Annotated in this window: 16 protein-coding genes; 14 read left to right on the plus strand and 2 right to left on the minus strand. The window is 62.3% G+C overall.

The features are described 5' to 3' along the window. Window positions 1-876: type VI secretion system tip protein TssI/VgrG (gene tssI, locus BKD70_RS13070; protein ID WP_139145780.1), on the minus strand; the 876-nt coding region annotated here is incomplete at its 3' end. A 266-nt stretch (window positions 877-1,142) separates the two neighbouring features. Between tssI and BKD70_RS13075 the strand changes: the two genes are divergently transcribed. The 4 genes from BKD70_RS13075 (at window position 1,143) to trxC (ending at window position 8,463) form a co-directional block, all read left to right on the plus strand. Further along, window positions 1,143-2,885 carry a potassium/proton antiporter gene (locus BKD70_RS13075; RefSeq protein ID WP_047273041.1) on the plus strand — a complete coding sequence of 581 codons (1,743 nt, stop codon included), beginning with the start codon at window positions 1,143-1,145 and terminating at the stop codon, window positions 2,883-2,885. 35 nt (window positions 2,886-2,920) lie between these two features. Beyond that, window positions 2,921-6,286 (plus strand): mechanosensitive channel MscK, encoded by a 3,366-nt coding sequence (gene mscK / locus BKD70_RS13080; RefSeq protein WP_047273040.1) that lies wholly within the window; start codon window positions 2,921-2,923, stop codon window positions 6,284-6,286. Between the two features lie 108 nt (window positions 6,287-6,394). Next, window positions 6,395-7,858 carry a protein adenylyltransferase SelO gene (selO, locus tag BKD70_RS13085; RefSeq protein ID WP_047273039.1) on the plus strand — a complete coding sequence of 488 codons (1,464 nt, stop codon included), beginning with the start codon at window positions 6,395-6,397 and terminating at the stop codon, window positions 7,856-7,858. A gap of 164 nt (window positions 7,859-8,022) precedes the next feature. Beyond that, on the plus strand, window positions 8,023-8,463 hold the full coding sequence (gene trxC, locus BKD70_RS13090) for a thioredoxin TrxC (protein ID WP_047273038.1): 441 nt from the start codon (window positions 8,023-8,025) through the stop codon (window positions 8,461-8,463). On the opposite strand, the gene BKD70_RS13095 is transcribed toward trxC, so the two are convergent. After that, window positions 8,460-9,233, minus strand: a complete 774-nt coding sequence (locus tag BKD70_RS13095) for a ParA family protein (protein WP_047273037.1) — start codon at window positions 9,231-9,233, stop codon at window positions 8,460-8,462. The two genes, trxC and BKD70_RS13095, sit on opposite strands and share 4 nt — an antisense overlap. Window positions 9,234-9,569: 336 nt before the next feature. On the opposite strand from BKD70_RS13095, the gene BKD70_RS13105 reads away from it, so the two are divergent. From BKD70_RS13105 to BKD70_RS13150, 10 genes are read left to right on the plus strand one after another with little or no spacing between them, the layout of a single operon-like run. Continuing rightward, window positions 9,570-10,289: a beta-ketoacyl synthase chain length factor gene (locus BKD70_RS13105; protein ID WP_047273035.1), complete on the plus strand. Its 720-nt coding sequence runs from the start codon at window positions 9,570-9,572 to the stop codon at window positions 10,287-10,289. Then, a complete protein-coding gene (locus BKD70_RS13110) occupies window positions 10,265-11,077 on the plus strand; it encodes a 1-acyl-sn-glycerol-3-phosphate acyltransferase (RefSeq protein ID WP_047273034.1) in 813 nt (270 codons plus the stop codon). Before BKD70_RS13105 ends, BKD70_RS13110 begins: the two co-directional genes overlap by 25 nt. After that, the gene (locus BKD70_RS13115; protein ID WP_047273033.1) at window positions 11,052-11,312 is read left to right on the plus strand and encodes a phosphopantetheine-binding protein; all 261 of its coding nucleotides are present in this window, start codon (window positions 11,052-11,054) and stop codon (window positions 11,310-11,312) included. The genes BKD70_RS13110 and BKD70_RS13115 overlap by 26 nt, the downstream gene beginning before the upstream one ends. A gap of 9 nt (window positions 11,313-11,321) precedes the next feature. Continuing rightward, on the plus strand, window positions 11,322-11,576 hold the full coding sequence (locus tag BKD70_RS13120; RefSeq protein WP_047273032.1) for an acyl carrier protein: 255 nt from the start codon (window positions 11,322-11,324) through the stop codon (window positions 11,574-11,576). Then, window positions 11,573-12,118, plus strand: coding sequence for a membrane protein (locus BKD70_RS13125; protein WP_047273031.1), 546 nt, complete (start codon window positions 11,573-11,575; stop codon window positions 12,116-12,118). Before BKD70_RS13120 ends, BKD70_RS13125 begins: the two co-directional genes overlap by 4 nt. Further along, the gene (locus tag BKD70_RS13130) at window positions 12,115-13,785 is read left to right on the plus strand and encodes an AMP-binding protein (protein ID WP_047273030.1); all 1,671 of its coding nucleotides are present in this window, start codon (window positions 12,115-12,117) and stop codon (window positions 13,783-13,785) included. The genes BKD70_RS13125 and BKD70_RS13130 overlap by 4 nt, the downstream gene beginning before the upstream one ends. A gap of 49 nt (window positions 13,786-13,834) precedes the next feature. Beyond that, a complete protein-coding gene (locus BKD70_RS13135; protein ID WP_047273029.1) occupies window positions 13,835-14,569 on the plus strand; it encodes a glycosyltransferase family 2 protein in 735 nt (244 codons plus the stop codon). Then, a complete protein-coding gene (locus BKD70_RS13140; protein WP_047273028.1) occupies window positions 14,566-15,504 on the plus strand; it encodes a glycosyl transferase in 939 nt (312 codons plus the stop codon). The genes BKD70_RS13135 and BKD70_RS13140 overlap by 4 nt, the downstream gene beginning before the upstream one ends. Beyond that, on the plus strand, window positions 15,485-17,029 hold the full coding sequence (gene hutH / locus BKD70_RS13145; RefSeq protein WP_047273027.1) for a histidine ammonia-lyase: 1,545 nt from the start codon (window positions 15,485-15,487) through the stop codon (window positions 17,027-17,029). The genes BKD70_RS13140 and hutH overlap by 20 nt, the downstream gene beginning before the upstream one ends. Next, a complete protein-coding gene (locus BKD70_RS13150) occupies window positions 17,022-17,447 on the plus strand; it encodes a thioesterase family protein (RefSeq protein WP_047273026.1) in 426 nt (141 codons plus the stop codon). The genes hutH and BKD70_RS13150 overlap by 8 nt, the downstream gene beginning before the upstream one ends. Window positions 17,448-17,452 lie beyond the last annotated feature (5 nt).

Below are 17,452 nucleotides of genomic sequence, written 5' to 3' on the forward strand. Positions count from 1 at the left end.
CAAGGCGGGCTGATCGCTCTGGCCGCTGACCACGCAGTGTTGGGCCTGATGGCGCTCCAGCGTGCGCAGGCTATGACGCAGGCCTTCTTGATCGCGGGTGAAGCGGCCGGGGTAGGTGTAGCGTTCCAGCGGGCGCATGCTGGAGGGCGAACGGCTGTCTGCCTCAAGGGTGCGCCCGGCTTTGTCGAAGTCGTAATCGCGGGTAAACGTGCGGTTGGTGCAGGCTTGCAGGCTCATCTGAAAGTCATGGACGACAGGGCCTTGCGCAACCAGGCCATTGCCCGGCATGTAAGGTGTCGGCGTTTTGAGCGTGGTAAAGGCCTGTTGTTTATCGCCGAATACCAGCTCATGCCTGTCGGGCGAATGCCTGAAGTAATAGTGAAAACCTTCCTCAAAACACAGCCGCTGGATGAAGTGCAGGTCCGACTCGCCGTATTGCACGCAATAGTCGCGAAGCGGGTACTCCGAGAACCCGGCAAAGCTATAGACGTCACTGAGCAGGCCGTGCTCTTCAAGCACCTGCTGGATGATCTGCTGCACGCTCAGCTGCTGGAAAATCCGGTGGTTGGTGCGATGCGCGAGGTACGCAAGGCTTGGGACCAGGGTCAGGCGGTAATGGGTCAGGCGCTTGCCGGCACTGGCGCGAGTGATGCGCTCAATCTGGCCATGAATGCCGTGACCGGGGCCAAACGAGAGCCAGGCGGGCTGGTGCAAGAGGGTTTCGAGGTCAAGACTGGCCCGCTCACTGACCAGTTGAATGTCAAAGGAAAACGGCTCGCTGATGGCCTCTTCGCCTTTGAATGCCAGCACCGAAAAGGGCTGGTCGCTGCCCATTAGGGACAGCTGGAAGCGGGTTTGGCGGCTAACGGTGGACATCCTTGGTTCCTCAGAAACTGAGGGTGCGCCTCATCATGAAGCCACCCCTCGGCAAATGAGGTAAACGCTAACGGATACACCGTCATAGCCTTTGTAGGAGGATTCCTAAATTTCTAAAAGAACGGCGCCAATCTCTGCTACAAACCCTCGGCCGTGCTTTCACAAAACCTTTTTGACAGCCCGGCAATCGCGCAGGTTAGAATCGCTGGCACGCAAACTGCTAGATCGGTATGCGCCCTGCCTTTGAGTTTTCTGGAGTACTGCCTTTGAATGCGACGACCATCAACAGCCTGTTCTTGATCGGCGCGTTGCTGGTGGGTGCAAGCATTCTGGTGAGTTCCCTGTCTTCCCGCCTGGGAATCCCGATTCTGGTGATCATTCTGGCCGTGGGCATGGCTGCTGGCGTCGACGGCGGCGGCATCATTTTTGATAACTACCCGACGGCCTACCTGGTGGGCAATCTGGCGCTGGCGGTGATCCTGCTCGATGGCGGCTTGCGAACCCGGGTTTCCAGTTTCCGCGTGGCGCTCTGGCCCGCGTTATCGCTGGCCACGGTCGGGGTGATGATTACCACCGGGCTGACCGGGCTGATGGCCGCCTGGCTGTTCAACCTGAACCTGATTCAAGGCTTGCTGATCGGCGCCATCGTCGGGTCCACCGATGCCGCGGCGGTGTTCTCCCTGCTGGGCGGCAAAGGACTGAACGAGCGGGTGTCGGCCAGCCTGGAGATCGAATCCGGCAGTAACGATCCGATGGCCGTGTTCCTCACCGTGACCCTGATCGACATGCTGGCCAGCGGCGAAACCAGCCTGCATTGGAGCTTGCTGCTCAATTTGCTGCGTGAGTTCGGCATCGGCGGCGCCATTGGCCTGGCGGGCGGCTGGATGATGCTGCAACTGGTCAACCGCATAAATCTGGCCAACGGCCTGTACCCGATTCTGGTCGTGGCGGGCGGCCTGGTGGTGTTTGCCCTCACCAACGCCTTGCACGGCAGCGGCTTCCTCGCGGTGTACCTGTGTGGCCTGGTGATCGGCAACAGCCCGATCCGCAGCCGCCACGGCATTTTGCACATGCTCGACGGCATGGCCTGGCTGGCGCAGATCGGCATGTTCCTGGTGCTGGGCTTGCTGGTCACGCCTCACGACTTACTGCCCATCGCGGTCCCGGCACTGGCCTTGGCGTTGTGGATGATCCTGTTCGCCCGCCCGTTGTCCGTGCTCGTGGGCCTGCTGCCCTTCAAAGCCTTCCACTCCCGTGAAAAAGCCTTTATTTCATGGGTCGGGCTGCGCGGCGCGGTGCCGATCATTCTGGCCGTGTTCCCGCTGATGGCCGGGCTGGCGAATGCGCAGCTGTATTTCAACCTCGCGTTCTTTATCGTGCTGGTTTCCCTGTTAGTGCAAGGCACCAGCCTGCCGTGGGTCGCCAAACTGCTGAAAGTGACCGTACCGCCCGACCTGGCCCCCATCTCCCGCGCAGCCCTTGAGGTTCACGTGACCAGTGAATGGGAGTTATTTGTGTACCGTCTGGATGCACAAAACTGGTGCATCGGTGCCGCCTTGCGAGAACTGAAAATGCCCGAAGGGACGCGTATCGCCGCGCTGTTTCGCGGCCAGCAACTGCTCCACCCGTCGGGCAGTACGACCCTTGAAATTGGCGATTTGCTCTGCGTGATCGGCCACGAACACAACCTGCCGGCCCTCGGCAAACTGTTCAGCCAACCGCCGACCCGTGGTCTGGATCTGCGCTTCTTCGGTGACTTCGTGCTTGAAGGCGACGCCCATCTGGGCGCGGTATCGGCGCTGTACGGCCTCAAGCTCGACGGGATCGACCCCAACTTGCCGCTGAGCAGTTTCATTGCGCAGAAGGTCGGCGGTGCGCCCGTCGTAGGCGACCAGGTGGAATGGAACAACACCATTTGGACCGTGGCCGTGATGGACGGGAACAAGATCGCCAAAGTGGGCGTCAGATTCCCCGAAGGAAGTGCCCCGGGTCCGGGGTTGTTCCTCTAAACTGCCCACTTCTGTCCCTCGTATGACCGGAATCTATGCCCACTCTGCGCACGTTTTTCGCCACCGTCCTGCTCGGCCTGAGCCTTTGTGTGGGTTCGCTGCAAGCGGCTGAACCCCTGACCGCCGAGTCGGTTCAGCAAAGCCTGGATAAAATTGCCGATCGAAAGCTGCCCGACGCCGACCAAAAGGCCCTGCAAGCGGTCCTCGAAAAGACCCTTGCCCAGTTGGCCAACAAGGCGGAATACGAACAGAGCCTGAGTGAGGTCAAGCAACTGCTCGGCACTGCGCAGCAGCAAACCCTCGAAAACCAGCGCGAACTGGCGCGACTCAAAGCCAGTACTGTCGTGCCGGTGGCCCAACGCTATAAAAATCTGAGCGTGCCCGAGCTGGAGCAACTGGTGGCGGATCGCACCACGCAGCAGGGCGAACTGCAAAAAGCCCTGGCCAGCGCCAACAGCATGACCATCGCGGCCCAAACCCGACCTGAGCGGGCGCAGGCCGAAATCAGCACCAGCCAGACGCGCATCCAGCAGATCAACACCACCCTCAAGCTGGGCCGCGATAACGGCAAATTGCTCACCCAGGATCAGCGCAACCAACTCACCGCCGAGGCGGCTGCCCTCACCTCGCTGATTGCGTTGCGCCGTCAGGAACTGGCGGGCAACAGCCTGCTGCAAGACCTCAGCGGCAGCCAGCATGACCTGCTGCTGGAAAAAACCGCGCGCCAGGACCAAGAGATTCAGGAGCTGCAAACCCTGATCAACCAAAAGCGTCTGGCGCAATCGCAACAAACCGTGACCCAGCAATCGCTGGAAGCGCAAAAGTCTGGCAGCAGCAGCCTGCTGGCCACCGAGAGCGCGCTCAACCTCAAGCTTTCCGACTACCTGTTGCGCAGCACCGACCGCTTGAACGAAGTCACGCAGCAGAACCTCGAAACCAAGCAACAACTGGACAACGTCACCCAAAGCGATCAGGCGCTGGATGAGCAAATCAGCGTGCTGAAGGGTAGCCTTCTGCTGTCCAAGATCCTCTACAAACAGAAACAAGCGCTGCCGCGTCTGCAAAAGATGGACAAGAACCTGGCGGACGAAATCGCTGACATCCGCTTGTATCAATTCGAGATCAACCAGCAACGCGAACTGATCAGCAACCCGGTTGCCTACGTGGACAACCTGCTCAGCACGCAACCGGCCGATCAAGTCACCCCGCAACTGCGCAAAACCCTGCTGGAACTGGTGGGCACCCGTGGCGAACTGCTGGAGCGCCTGAACCGCGAACTGAGCGCGCTGCTCAACGAAACCATCACCCTGCAACTGAACCAGAAGCAGTTGCTGAGCACCGCCCAAAGCCTGCGCGCCACGCTCGATGAGCAAATGTTCTGGATCCCGAGCAACAAGCCGCTGGACCTGGAGTGGCTCGAAACCGCCCCGCACTACCTCAAACAGCAACTGCTGACCTTGCCCTGGACATCCGGTCTGAGCGAGCTTCGCGATGGCCTGGCCCAGCGCCCGTGGCTGTTTTCGCCACTGGCATTGCTGATCGTGGCCCTGCTATGGAAACGCCGTTACCTGTACGGCAAGTTGAACAACATCCATCAGGACATTGGCCACTTCAAACGTGACAGCCAATGGCACACGCCGATGGCAATCCTGATCAATATCCTGCTGGCCATGCCGATTTCGCTGGCCCTGGCTTTGTGCGGCTATGCGTTGCAAACCGATGCCCGAGGCATGAACGCCAACCTCGGCGCGGCGCTGATCCAGATGGCTCAGGCCTGGCTGGTGTTTTACACCGCCTACCGCATGCTGGCGCCGGGCGGCGTGGCGGAGCTGCATTTCCGCTGGGAAAAACCGCTGGTGGCGTTCCTTCAGCGCTGGGTACGCAAGCTGGGCTTTGTGGTACTGGCGCTGGTGGCCGTGGTGGCATTTGCCGAACAGCAACCGGCCGCGCTGGCCGACGACGTGCTGGGCATCGTGATCGTGCTCAGCTGCTACGCCGCCATGGCGTGGCTGCTGTGCCGCCTGCTGCTGCTCAATGATTTCGAAACCGATAAGAAAGCCTACCGCCTGCGCAAACTGCTGGGCTTCGCCTTTGCCCTGCTGCCGCTCGCCCTGTTTGTGGCCGTGTGCTTCGGCTACTACTACACGGCGCTCAAACTCAGCGACCGCCTGATCAACACGCTTTACCTGCTGATGTTCTGGCTGGTGGCAGAAGCCGCCTTTGTGCGCGGGCTTGCCGTGGCGGCCCGCCGTCTGGCCTATCAACGCGCACTGGCCAAGCGCCAGGCCGCCAAGGAAGCCGGCGAAGGCAACGAGATCATCATCGAAGAACCCACGCTGGACATTGAACAGGTCAACCAGCAATCGCTGAGGCTGATCCGTCTGGCGCTGCTTGCCGCATTTGTCGGCGGTTTGTACTGGGTGTGGGCCGACCTGATTTCAGTGTTTTCGTACCTCGACAACATCACCCTCTACGAATACACCAGCGGCACCGGCGCCAACGCCAGCATGGTGCCGATCAGTATTGGCGACATGATTGGCGCACTGGTCATCATCGGCATCAGCATCGCCCTGGCGCGCAACCTGCCGGGGCTGCTGGAAGTGCTGGTGCTGTCGCGCCTCGATCTGGGGCAAGGCAGCGCTTACGCCACAACCACCTTGCTGACCTACGTGATCGTCGGCGTGGGCTTCGTCGCCACCCTGTCGACCCTCGGCGTGAGCTGGGACAAGTTGCAGTGGCTGGTGGCCGCGCTGTCGGTAGGCCTGGGCTTCGGGATGCAGGAGATTTTCGCCAACTTCATCTCCGGCATCATGATCCTCTTCGAGCGCCCGGTACGGATTGGCGACACCATCACCATCGGCAACCTCTCCGGCACCGTGAGCAAAATTCGCATCCGCGCCACGACCATCACCGACTTCGACCGCAAGGACATCATCGTCCCGAACAAAACGTTCATCACCGGTCAATTGATCAACTGGTCGCTGACCGACACCGTCACCCGCGTGACCCTGAAACTGGGTGTCGATTACGGCTCCGACCTGGACCTGGTCAAACAGCTGCTGCTCAAGGCCGCGCAAGAGAACCCGCGGGTGCTCAAAGACCCGGAGCCGCTGGTGTACTTCCTCAACTTCGGCCAGAGCACGCTCGACCACGAACTGCGTATGCACGTGCGCGATCTGGGCGACCGCAACCCGGTGATTGACGAGGTCAACCGCTTCATCAACCGCGAGTTCAAAAACCACAGCATCAACATCTCGTTCCAGCAGATGGAGGTGTACCTCAAGAACTTGCAGGGCCAGGAATACAAACTGGTGCCGATCGGCCCTGAAGTGCCGCCAGCGCCGAACACGCCCGACTCGCCGCCGCGACTGGACAAGCCCGACGCGCCCAAAACCCTGTAAGCGCCCAAAGCTGCGATCGGGCCCGCCGGGATCTCCTTAAAACGGGTGGCCCGGCACCCCGTCGCCGCCCGCTGCAACGACGCCATTCATTTATGTGGGAGACGGCCATTGAAAGCCCTCGACGAACTGACCTTCGACAACCGCTTTGCTCGCCTGGGCGACGGGTTTTCGACCCACGTCCTGCCCGAGCCCATCGACGCGCCACGCGTGGTGGTGGCCAGCCCGTCGGCCATGGCACTGCTTGATCTTGACCCGGCCGTGGCCGACGACCCGGTCTTCGCGCAGCTGTTTGGCGGCCACACCTTGTGGGCCGACGCCGAACCACGCGCGATGGTGTATTCCGGCCATCAATTCGCCTCCTACAACCCGCGCTTGGGCGACGGCCGTGGCTTACTGCTGGGCGAGGTCTACAACGACGCGGGCGAGCATTGGGACGTGCACCTCAAAGGCGCGGGCATGACCCCCTACTCGCGCATGGGTGACGGCCGTGCCGTGCTGCGTTCGTCCATTCGCGAATTCCTCGCCAGCGAAGCGCTGCACGCGCTGGGCATCCCCAGCAGCCGTGCGCTGTGTGTGATCGGGTCCGACACCCCGGTGTGGCGCGAAAAACAAGAACGCGCAGCGATGGTGCCACGGCTGGCGCCTAGCCATATCCGCTTCGGGCATTTCGAATACTTCTATTACACCCAGCAACCGGAACAGCAAAAACAGCTGGGTGAACACGTCCTGGCCCTGCACTTCCCGGAATGCCTGGAGCAACCGGAGCCCTACCTTGCGATGTTCCGCGAGATCGTGGAGCGCAATGCCGAACTGATCGCCAAGTGGCAGGCCTACGGGTTTTGTCATGGCGTCATGAACACCGACAACATGTCGATCCTGGGCATCACCTTCGACTTCGGGCCGTTCGCCTTCCTCGACGACTTCGACGCCACATTCATCTGCAACCATTCCGACCATGAAGGGCGTTACGCCTTCAGTAACCAAGTGCCCATCGGCCAATGGAACCTCAGCGCGCTGGCTCAAGCGCTGACGCCGTTCATCAACGTCGACGCCCTGCGTGAAACCCTTGGCCTGTTCCTGCCGCTGTATCAAGCCCATTACCTGGACCTGATGCGCCGCCGTCTGGGCCTGACCACGGCTGAAGACGGGGATCAGGCGTTGATCGAAACCCTGCTGCAACGCATGCAAGGCAGCGCCGTCGACTACACCCTGTTCTTGCGCCAGCTGGGTGAGCTCCCGGCAGCCCAGGCCGTGGCCCGCCTGCGTGACGACTTTGTCGACCTTAAAGGCTTTGATGAATGGGCTGCGCACTACGTGGCACGGGTCGCACGTGAAGGCCACACCGACGAACAGGCGCGTCGCGAACGCATGCACGCCGTCAACCCGCTATACATCCTGCGCAACTACCTGGCGCAAAAAGCCATCGACGCCGCCGAAGCAGGGGACTACAGCGAAGTACGCCGATTGCACAGCGTCCTGACACACCCCTTCACCGAACAACCGGGCATGCAAGCCTACGCCGAGCGGCCCCCTGAATGGGGCAAGCACCTGGAGATCAGTTGCTCGTCATAAACCCGTTCAATGCGTGACAGGACGTCCCGCTCACTCGCGCCCCTCACCGGGTCAGTGGCAGGTTGAGCATTCATCTGCTGAACTTGCACGCCATTGGCCTGGAGCCGCTGACGAACAGCGCAAGAGTGAGCGCGTCGTGATCCATTTTTTAAAGGAGCTACCCCATGACTGACCCGCTGCTGATCCCCTGCCCTCACTGCAACGGCCTGAACCGCATCCCCGCCGCGCGCGTGGGCGAGCATCCCAAGTGCGGACGCTGCAAAAATGAGGTGCTGCTGAGCAAACCGTTCGACCTGAATCAGGCCGATTACGTCAGTCAGATCAAAGGCGATCTGCCGTTGCTGCTGGATGTGTGGGCCCAGTGGTGCGGGCCGTGCAAGTCGTTTGCACCGGTGTTTGAGCAGGCGGCCGGTCAATGGGTCGGCAAGTGCCGTCTGGCCAAGCTCGACAGCGAGGCCAATCCGCAACTGGCCGGGCAACTGGGCATCCGTTCGATCCCCAGCCTGATTCTGTTCAAGAACGGCCGGGAAATCGCCCGCCAAAGTGGCGCCTTGCCGTTACCTCAACTCAAGGCCTGGCTCCACAGCCAGGGCCTCAGCGTTTAAGCGTTCTGGTCCAGAAAGTCGTGCAGCTCGATAAATTGCTGGGTCAGCTTGTGCCGGGGGTCGTAGTGCACCAGCGGCTGGCTGGCCTGGTGCGATTCGCGCATGCGCACAGAGCTGCTGAGGTAGACCGGCAACACCGGCAAGCCCTCTGCTATCAGCTCATCCAGCATTTGCTGCGGCAGGCTGGCACGGGCCTGAAACTGGTTGACCACGATGCCTTCGACCAGCAGGTCTTCGTTGTGGTCGTCTTTTAGCTCTTCGATCTCGGACAACAAACCGTACAGGGCTTGCCGGGAGAAACTGTCGCAATCAAACGGGATCAATACGCGATCACTGGCGATCAACGCCGATACCGCATAAAAATTCAAGGCAGGCGGGGTGTCGATGTAAATGCGGTCGTAATCCTCTGCCAACTCATCCAGCAGTTTTCGTAGTTTATTGATCTTGTGCTTGGCTTCCAGCTTGGGCTGTAGGTCCGCCAGTTCTGCGGTGGCCGTGATGACGTGCAAGTTTTCGAAAGGCGTTTCGTAAATGTCGACCCGATTCTTCTTACTCCCTACCCCGGCGGACAAGGTTTGCTTGAAGAACTCTGCGATGCCCATCGGGATGTCGTCGCCGGTCAATCCGGTGAGGTATTGAGTGGAGTTGGCCTGGGCATCGAGATCCACCAACAGGGTTCTGTAACCCTCGCTGGCGCTGACGGCCGCCAGGTTGCACGCGATGCTGGACTTGCCCACACCGCCTTTTTGATTGAACACCACGCGACGCATTTGAAAACCTCCGTGTATCAATGAGAGCCCGAGTGTAGATGCCCTTCGCGCGTATCCGCTACCTCGCAGCGAAACGAACTACAGCTCTAGGTCGCTTATCTTCGAATACCCGCAAATATCTCCTATTCCTGTGACAGTCTTGCCTGACTCATAGACCAATACTGGCAAAAAGACAGTGCCTTTTTTGTAGATCGCGAAAAAACCATACTCAAACTGTAAGCAATATTTGCTACCAGCTAACTGCACCGGGATAATGCCGCCCATCTGTTACAGGTGTGGCGTCGGTCGATGCTCACTTTCGCATCAAGGAAGCCTGCAAAGGCGGGATGAACTCCAGTGATCAATTTCAATATCGCCGCGTGGCGTGCCTGGGCTCCGGGCCTCGACAGCGTGGCCGATTGGCAGGCCTGGAGCCAGCAACCCACCCTGTTGGCCGCCAGCGGTGCAGCCCCCGACGTCTCGTTTTTACCCGCCATGCAACGCCGCCGCTTGAGCCGTCTGGCACGCATGGCGTTCAGCGTCGGCTGGCCACTGGCTGAAGGCCACCCGGCGCTGCCGCTGGTGTTTGCCTCGCGCCACGGCGAAACCCCGCGCACGTTCGAGATCCTCAGCGACCTTGCGGCCGAACAGCCCCTGTCCCCCACGCAGTTCAGCCTGTCGGTGCATAACGCGGTGATTGGCCTGTGGTCGATCCTGCGTGGCGAAACCAGCGAGATGACGGCGCTGGCCGCCGCCGGGGATGGCCTGGAACACGGCCTGATTGAAGCCTGCGCGCTGCTCAATGAAGGCGCGCCCGCCGTGTTGCTGGTGATTACCGAAGAACAACCGCCCGAAGCCTACGCCTGCTGGATCGATGACGTGCCCTTCCCCTATGCCGTAGGCCTGCTCCTGACCCCCGGTACACAGTGGCAAGTGACGCTGGAGACGGGCCCGGCAGACGCAGAACACGCGCCATGGCCTCACGCCCTGAACCTGCTGCGCCACCTGTTCGACGAGCAGGCCTCATTCCAACACGCCTGGAAAACCCGCGTATGGACCTGGCAACGCAACCTGTGAGCACGCGCCGCGACGCCTGGTGCTGGCGCCTGATTGCCACGGCGATCAGCTTCGGCCTGTTCGGTCTGGGCTGCCTGGGCCTGCGTCTGGTCATTTTCCCGCTGCTGAGCGGCCTGCCCGGCACTGCCGTTCGTCGCCGTGAACGCGCCCGCGCCACCGTCAGTCGGCTGTTCTGGCTGTTTATCCGCTCAATGGCGCGCATGGGCGTGCTGACCTATGACGTGCAAGGCGCCGAGCGACTGGGACGGCCGGGGCAAATGATCATTGCCAACCACCCGTCGCTGATCGACGTGGTTTTTTTGATCGGTCTGGTGAGAAACGCCAATTGCGTGGTCAAACAGAGCCTTTGGCAAAACCCGTTTACCCGCAGCCCGGTGCGCGCCACGCAATACATCAGCAATGACGGCAGTGTCGACATGCTGGACAACGCCGCCCAGGCTTTGCAAGAAGGCCAGACACTGATCATTTTTCCTGAAGGCACACGCACGCCGCCGGGGCACACGCCCGCCTTTCACCGTGGCGCTGCCTCGATTGCACTGCGGGGGGCGAAGGTCCTGACCCCGGTGATTATCAAGGTCAGCCCGACCACGCTGACCAAGGCTGAACCCTGGTATCGCATCCCGGATCGCCGCGTGCACTTCAGTTTTCGCGTGGGGGCCGATATAGACCCACACACCTTTGCCGCGCTGGGCCCGCCACCCAAGGCCTCGCGACGGCTCAATGACTTCGTGCATGACTACTTTATTAAGGAGCTCGCCACAGATGAGCGATCTGAACACGCAAATTAAACAACTGATCATCGATGCCCTGGGCCTCGAAGACATCAGCACCCACGACATCGACGACGAACAGACCCTGTTCGGCGAAGGCCTCGGGCTGGATTCGGTCGACGCGCTGGAGCTGGGCCTGGCCATTCAAAAGACCTACGGCATCAAAATAGACGCCGACGCCAAAGACACCCGCGATCATTTTTCCAACGTGGCCAGCCTTGCGGCTTTTGTCACTGCCAAACAGGCCGCCTGAGACCGAACCATGCAAACCCGTGACGACATCTTCAACACCCTGCGCGACGCTCTGGTCGAACTCTTCGAGCTGGAACCCGAGCGCGTCACCCTGGACGCCAACCTGTATCAGGACCTGGAAATCGACAGCATCGACGCCGTCGACCTGATCGATCACATCAAGCGCAAAACCGGCAAAAAAATCGCCGCCGACGAATTCAAGTCAGTGCGCACCGTCAATGACGTGGTCGAGGCGGTTTACCGTCTGGTTCACGCGCACGCATGAGTCGCCTGATTGGCCTTGGCCTGCTGCTGGCCGGTCTGCTGTACCCCTTTGCGGTGTATTTCGGCATGGCCCATTTCGCCCCGTGGCAGTTTGCGCTGTTGCTCGGCGGCCTGTGGCTGGCCCGCGCACTGACCGGCGAACGTCGCCCCGGCAGCCTGTGGATGGCGGTGGTCGCCCTGGCGTTTTGTGCGCTGCTGGCGCTGTTCAACAGCCCGACGCTGCTGCGCTGGTACCCGGTGTTGATCAGCGGCTTCATGCTCAGCCTGTTCGGTGTGAGCCTGAAATTCGGGCCACCGGTGATCGAGCGTCTGGCGCGCCTGCGCGAGCCGGTACTGCCTGACATCGCGATTCACTACACGCGACAGGTGACCAAGGTCTGGTGCCTGTTTTTTCTGCTCAACGGGTTAGTCGCAGCGGGGTTGACGCTGTGGGCGCCGCTGAGCTGGTGGACGTTGTACAACGGCCTGATCGCCTACGGGTTGATGGGGCTGCTGTTTGCCATTGAATGGCTGATACGACAACAGGTAAGAGGCCGGGCATGAATTGGATAAAACTTGAGCAATTGTTGCTCAAGGGGCACGCAGGACGCACCGTCGCCGTTGAACCCGCACTGGACCACGCCGCCCTGTGCGAACAGGCCTTGCGCCTGGCCGGCGGCCTGCAACAACGCGGCGTGCAGCGCATTGCTGTGTACCTGGAAGACGCCGCCGAGCTGGCCGTCACCTTGCTGGGCGCGTGGCGGGCCGGGGTCAGCGTGTTATTGCCCGCCGACCTGCAAACGCACACCCGTCAACGCTGGGACGCTGACGTCGACCTGTGGATAACTCAACACAGCGAGCTGCACGGGTTGTCCGCCGAGCCGCTGACCCCGGCGCCCCTGGACCTCGACGCCTGCCAGCTCAGCCTGTGCACCTCAGGCTCCAGCGGCGCCCCCAAGCGCATCGACAAAAGCCTGCGCCAGATCGCCAACGAAGTGCAGGGACTGCAAGCGTTGTGGGGCGCAGAGCTGGGCGACGCGTGCGTCATTGCCAGTGTCGCGGCGCAACACATTTACGGGTTGTTGTTCCGCGTGCTGTGGCCGCTGTGCGCGGGCCGTCCCTTTGTGCGCCGCCAGTTAGCCTTCCCTGAAGACATGCAACGCGCCAGCCGCGAACACCCCGCTTTCGTCTGGATCGCCAGCCCGGCCCTGCTCAAACGCACCGCTGACAACCTCGACTGGGCCGCCCTGAGCCGGGTGCGCCGGGTGTTTTCATCGGGCGGCGCGTTGCCGGCCGATGCCGCCGCTGCCCTGTTTGAACGCCTGGGCCAGTGGCCCACCGAAATCCTCGGCAGCTCGGAAACCGGCGGCATCGCCTGGCGCCAGGGTCAAACCCTGTGGCAACCGTTTGCCGATGTGCAACTGAGCCAGGGCGAAGACGGCGCCTTGCGCATTGCGTCGGCGTACCTGCCCGTGGGCCATGTCGAACACACCGCCGACGCGGCGCGCATTGAGGCTGACGGGCGCTTCACGCTGCTCGGGCGCCTGGACCGCATCGTCAAACTCGAAGAAAAACGCATCTCCTTGCCCATGCTCGAACAGGCACTGGTCAGCCATGACTGGGTGGCCGACGCCCGCCTGGGCGTGGTCAACGAAAACCGGGCTTCACTGGGCGCGCTGCTGGTGCTCAGCGACAGCGGCCTGTTCGCCCTGCGCGAACACGGGCGCCGGGCGCTGACCCACGCCCTGCGCCAGCACCTGAGCCAGCACTGCGAAGCCCTGGCGTTGCCGCGCCGCTGGCGCTTGCTGCGCCAATTGCCGTTCAACAGCCAGGGCAAACTGCCTCAAGCCCAGGTCGATGCCTTGTTAATGGCGCCGCGCCCGAAAATGCCCGAGGTCCTGAGCCAGACCGAAACCGACGGCCAATGGACGCTGAACCTGTCGATCCCGCCGGATTTGGCATTTTTCAGCGGGCACTTCCCCAAAACCCCCGTCCTGCCGGGCGTGGTGCAAGTCGATTGGGCGCTGGCGCTGGGTCAGCAACGGCTCGACCTGCCGCCCCGCTTTGCCGGGATGGAAGTGCTCAAGTTCCAGCAACTGGTGCGCCCCGGCGACGCCATTGAGCTGACCCTGCGTTTCGACCGCGAGCGCCAGAAGCTGCACTTCGCCTACCGTAACGACACGGCTGCGTGCTCCAGCGGCCGCATCCTGCTGGAGGCGGCCTGTGGATAACGCATCACGTCGCGCCCCGGTGCCACCCGCTCGCCCACAAGGCTCCCTCATGCATAAGCCCTGCGCCGTGATCCCGGTCTATAACCACGAAACCGCCGTGCCTGCGGTGGTCGATGCCCTGCTCGCGGCGGGCTTGCCGTGTGTACTGGTGGACGACGCCAGCAGCCCGGCCTGCTGCGCGGTGCTTGAACAACTGGCCGTGCGCGAACAGGTGTTTCTGATTCGCCTCGCGGTCAACCAGGGCAAAGGCGGGGCGGTCATGGCCGGTCTGCGCGAAGCCGCGCGACTGGGTTTCACCCATGCCCTGCAAGTGGACGCCGACGGCCAGCATGACCTGCGTGATGTGGCCACGTTCCTGCACGTCTCGCGGCACAACCCCGAGGCGCTGATTTGCGGTTATCCACAGTACGACGCCAGCGTGCCCAAGGGCCGTTTGTATGCACGCTACCTGACCCACGTCTGGGTCTGGATCAACAGCCTGTCGTTGCAGATCCCCGATTCAATGTGCGGCTTCCGGGTCTACCCGCTGACCCCGACCCTGGCGCTGATCAACAGCGTCAAGCTGGGCAAGCGCATGGATTTCGACCCTGAAATACTCGTGCGCCTGGCGTGGCGCAACCAACCGATGCGCTGGCTGCCGACCCGGGTCCACTACCCGCAGGACGGCCTCTCGCACTTTCGCCTGTTCCACGACAACGCGCTGATTTCCAGCATGCACACCAAGCTGTTTTTCGGCATGTTGCTGCGGTTGCCGAGCATTCTGTGGAGACGCTGCACAGCATGAGCGACCCTCAACAGCATTGGGCTGACCACAAGGAGCGCGGCAGTTTCCGGCTGATGAAGCTCACCGCATGGGGCGTCAAACTGCTGGGCCGTCGCGTGCTCGCGCCGGTGTTGTACGCCATCGTGCTGTACTTCTTTTTGTTTGGCGGGCGCGCGCGGCGCAGCATCTGGCAGTACCAGCAGCGCCTGGCCGACTGGAGCGGGCAAGCGGCGCTGCGCCCCACGCGCCGCCGCGTGTTCGCTCAATTCATGTGCTTTGCCGACGCCCTGCTCGACAAGCTCGACGTGTGGAACGGCAAGCTGAGCATCCACGACATCGAAATCGTCGACCCGGCCCGCCTGCGCGATCAACTGCGGGGCGAACGCGGGCAAATGCTGGTGGGCGCGCACTTGGGCAACCTTGAGGTGTGCCGTGCCCTCGCTGAACTGGGCGAGCAAGTGACCATGAACGTGCTGGTGCACACCAAGCATGCCGAGCAGTTCAATCGCCTGCTGGGCGAAGCGGGCGCCAGCCACCTGCGGCTGATTCAGGTCAGCGAACTCAACCCCGCGGTGATGCTGCAACTCAACCAGCGCCTCGAAAACGGCGAGTGGCTGGCCATTGCCGGGGACCGCGTGCCCCTGCATGGCGGGCGCAACGTGCAGGTCAATTTCCTCGGCCATCCGGCGGCGTTTCCGCAAGGCCCGTGGCTGTTGGCCGGGCTGCTCAAATGCCCGGTCAACCTGATGTTTTGCCTGAAACAGGCGGGCCGCTATCGCGTGATCCTCGAACCGTTCGCTGACGCCGTGCACTGGCGACGCAGCGACCGCGAACACGTGATTGCCGACTGGACCGCCCGCTACGCCGAACGCCTGGGGCATTACTGCCTCCAGGCGCCGCACCAATGGTTTAACTTTTACCCATTCTGGAAGACCGATGACGACGCATCTGCATGAGCCAGTAACCTTCGGCCAAACCCCTTTGCGCATTGAAGACGTGCTGGCGCTGGCCAATCGTCAGGCGCCGACCCGGCTGCAAGACGACGCCGAGTACCGCGAGCGCATCGCCAAGGGCGCGCGTTTCCTCGACTCGCTGCTGGACAAAGAAGGCGTGATTTATGGCGTGACCACCGGTTATGGCGACTCGTGCGTGGTGGCGGTGCCGCTGGAGCACGTCGAAGCGCTGCCGCGTCACCTGTACACCTTCCACGGCTGCGGGCTGGGCAAATTGCTCGACGCCCAAGCGACCCGTGCCGTGCTGGCGGCGCGCTTGCAGTCGCTGTGCCACGGGGTGTCCGGGGTGCGCATCGAACTGCTGGAACGCCTGCAAGCCTTTATCGCCCACGACATCCTGCCGCTGATCCCCGAAGAAGGCTCGGTGGGCGCCAGTGGCGACCTGACGCCGCTGTCCTACGTGGCCGCAACCTTATCCGGCGAGCGCGAAGTGCTGTTCAAGGGCGAACAGCGCTTTTCGGCCGACGTACACCGCGAACTGGGCTGGACGCCGCTGGTGCTGCGGCCCAAAGAAGCGCTGGCGCTGATGAACGGCACCGCCGTCATGACCGGGCTGGCGTGCCTGGCCTACGCCCGCGCCGATTACCTGCTCAAACTGGCCACGCGCATCACCGCGCTCAACGTGGTCGCACTGCAAGGCAACCCGGAGCACTTCGACGAGCGCCTGTTCGCCGCCAAGCCGCACCCCGGGCAGATGCAAGTCGCGGCGTGGATTCGTGAGGACCTGGCCATCGACGCCCCGGCCGCGCCGCTGCATCGCCTGCAAGACCGTTACTCGCTGCGGTGTGCGCCTCACGTGCTCGGCGTACTGGCCGACAGCCTGAACTGGCTGCGCGGGTTTATCGAGATCGAACTCAACAGCGCCAACGACAACCCAATCATCGACGCTGAAGAAGAGCGCGTGCTGCACGGCGGGCATTTCTACGGCGGGCACATCGCTTTTGCCATGGACAGCCTCAAGACCCTGGTGGCCAACGTTGCCGACCTGCTCGACCGCCAGCTCGCCCTGCTGGTGGACGTGCGTTACAACCACGGTTTGCCGAGCAACCTGTCGGGGGCCAGCGCCGAACGCGCCATGCTCAACCACGGGTTCAAAGCGGTGCAGATCGGCACCAGCGCCTGGACCGCCGAAGCGCTGAAAAACACCCTGCCCGCCAGCGTGTTCTCGCGCTCTACCGAATGCCACAACCAGGACAAAGTGAGCATGGGCACCATCGCCGCCCGAGACGCGATCCGCGTGCTGGAGCTGACCGAACAGGTCGCCGCGGCCACCTTGCTGGCGGCCAATCAGGGCGTGTGGCTGCGCAGCCGCGCCGAAGACGCCCGCCCGCTGCCACCGGCGCTGGCCGCGATGCACGCCGAACTGGCCAAAGACTTCCCGCCGGTGGTCGAAGACCGCGCCCTGGAACGCGAACTGCGCCTGTGCCTGAGCCGCATCGCCCAACAACACTGGAGGCTGCATGCGTAGCAAAGGCGTGTTGCACGTAGATACCGAAGTGTTGGTGCCGTTTTTCGACATCGACACAATGCACGTGGTGTGGCACGGGCATTACGTCAAATACCTCGAAGTGGCGCGCTGTGCGCTGCTCGACCACATCGGCCACAACTACACCCGGATGCAGGAAGCGGGCTATGCGTGGCCGGTGATCGACCTGCAACTGCGTTACGTGCGCGGCGCCACGTTCGGCCAGCGCCTGAACGTGCGCGCCAACCTGGTGGAGTGGGAGAACCGCTTGAAGATCAGCTACCTGATTACGGACCTGGCCACGGGTGAGCGTTTGACCCGTGCGTGTACCGTGCAAGTGGCGGTCGAGATTGCCAGCCGCGAGATGCAACTGGCATCGCCTCAATGCTTTATCGAGGCGGTTGAGAGCGTGCTGCCATGATGCTG

Origin of the sequence: Pseudomonas sp. BS-2016 (assembly GCF_001806145.1) — a bacterium.
GTDB classification, from domain to species: Bacteria; Pseudomonadota; Gammaproteobacteria; order Pseudomonadales; family Pseudomonadaceae; genus Aquipseudomonas; species Aquipseudomonas lundensis.

What these genes read in the sequence shown, in the direction of transcription:
- mscK (WP_047273040.1), top strand. Translation starts at nt 2,921, where the DNA reads ATGCCCACTCTGCGCACGTTTTTCGCCACCGTCCTGCTCGGCCTGAGC.
- trxC (WP_047273038.1), top strand. Translation starts at nt 8,023, where the DNA reads ATGACTGACCCGCTGCTGATCCCCTGCCCTCACTGCAACGGCCTGAAC.
- BKD70_RS13095 (WP_047273037.1), bottom strand. Translation starts at nt 9,233, where the DNA reads ATGCGTCGCGTGGTGTTCAATCAAAAAGGCGGTGTGGGCAAGTCCAGC.
- BKD70_RS13110 (WP_047273034.1), top strand. Translation starts at nt 10,265, where the DNA reads ATGGACCTGGCAACGCAACCTGTGAGCACGCGCCGCGACGCCTGGTGC.
- BKD70_RS13115 (WP_047273033.1), top strand. Translation starts at nt 11,052, where the DNA reads ATGAGCGATCTGAACACGCAAATTAAACAACTGATCATCGATGCCCTG.
- BKD70_RS13120 (WP_047273032.1), top strand. Translation starts at nt 11,322, where the DNA reads ATGCAAACCCGTGACGACATCTTCAACACCCTGCGCGACGCTCTGGTC.
- BKD70_RS13125 (WP_047273031.1), top strand. Translation starts at nt 11,573, where the DNA reads ATGAGTCGCCTGATTGGCCTTGGCCTGCTGCTGGCCGGTCTGCTGTAC.
- BKD70_RS13130 (WP_047273030.1), top strand. Translation starts at nt 12,115, where the DNA reads ATGAATTGGATAAAACTTGAGCAATTGTTGCTCAAGGGGCACGCAGGA.
- BKD70_RS13135 (WP_047273029.1), top strand. Translation starts at nt 13,835, where the DNA reads ATGCATAAGCCCTGCGCCGTGATCCCGGTCTATAACCACGAAACCGCC.
- BKD70_RS13140 (WP_047273028.1), top strand. Translation starts at nt 14,566, where the DNA reads ATGAGCGACCCTCAACAGCATTGGGCTGACCACAAGGAGCGCGGCAGT.
- hutH (WP_047273027.1), top strand. Translation starts at nt 15,485, where the DNA reads ATGACGACGCATCTGCATGAGCCAGTAACCTTCGGCCAAACCCCTTTG.
- BKD70_RS13150 (WP_047273026.1), top strand. Translation starts at nt 17,022, where the DNA reads ATGCGTAGCAAAGGCGTGTTGCACGTAGATACCGAAGTGTTGGTGCCG.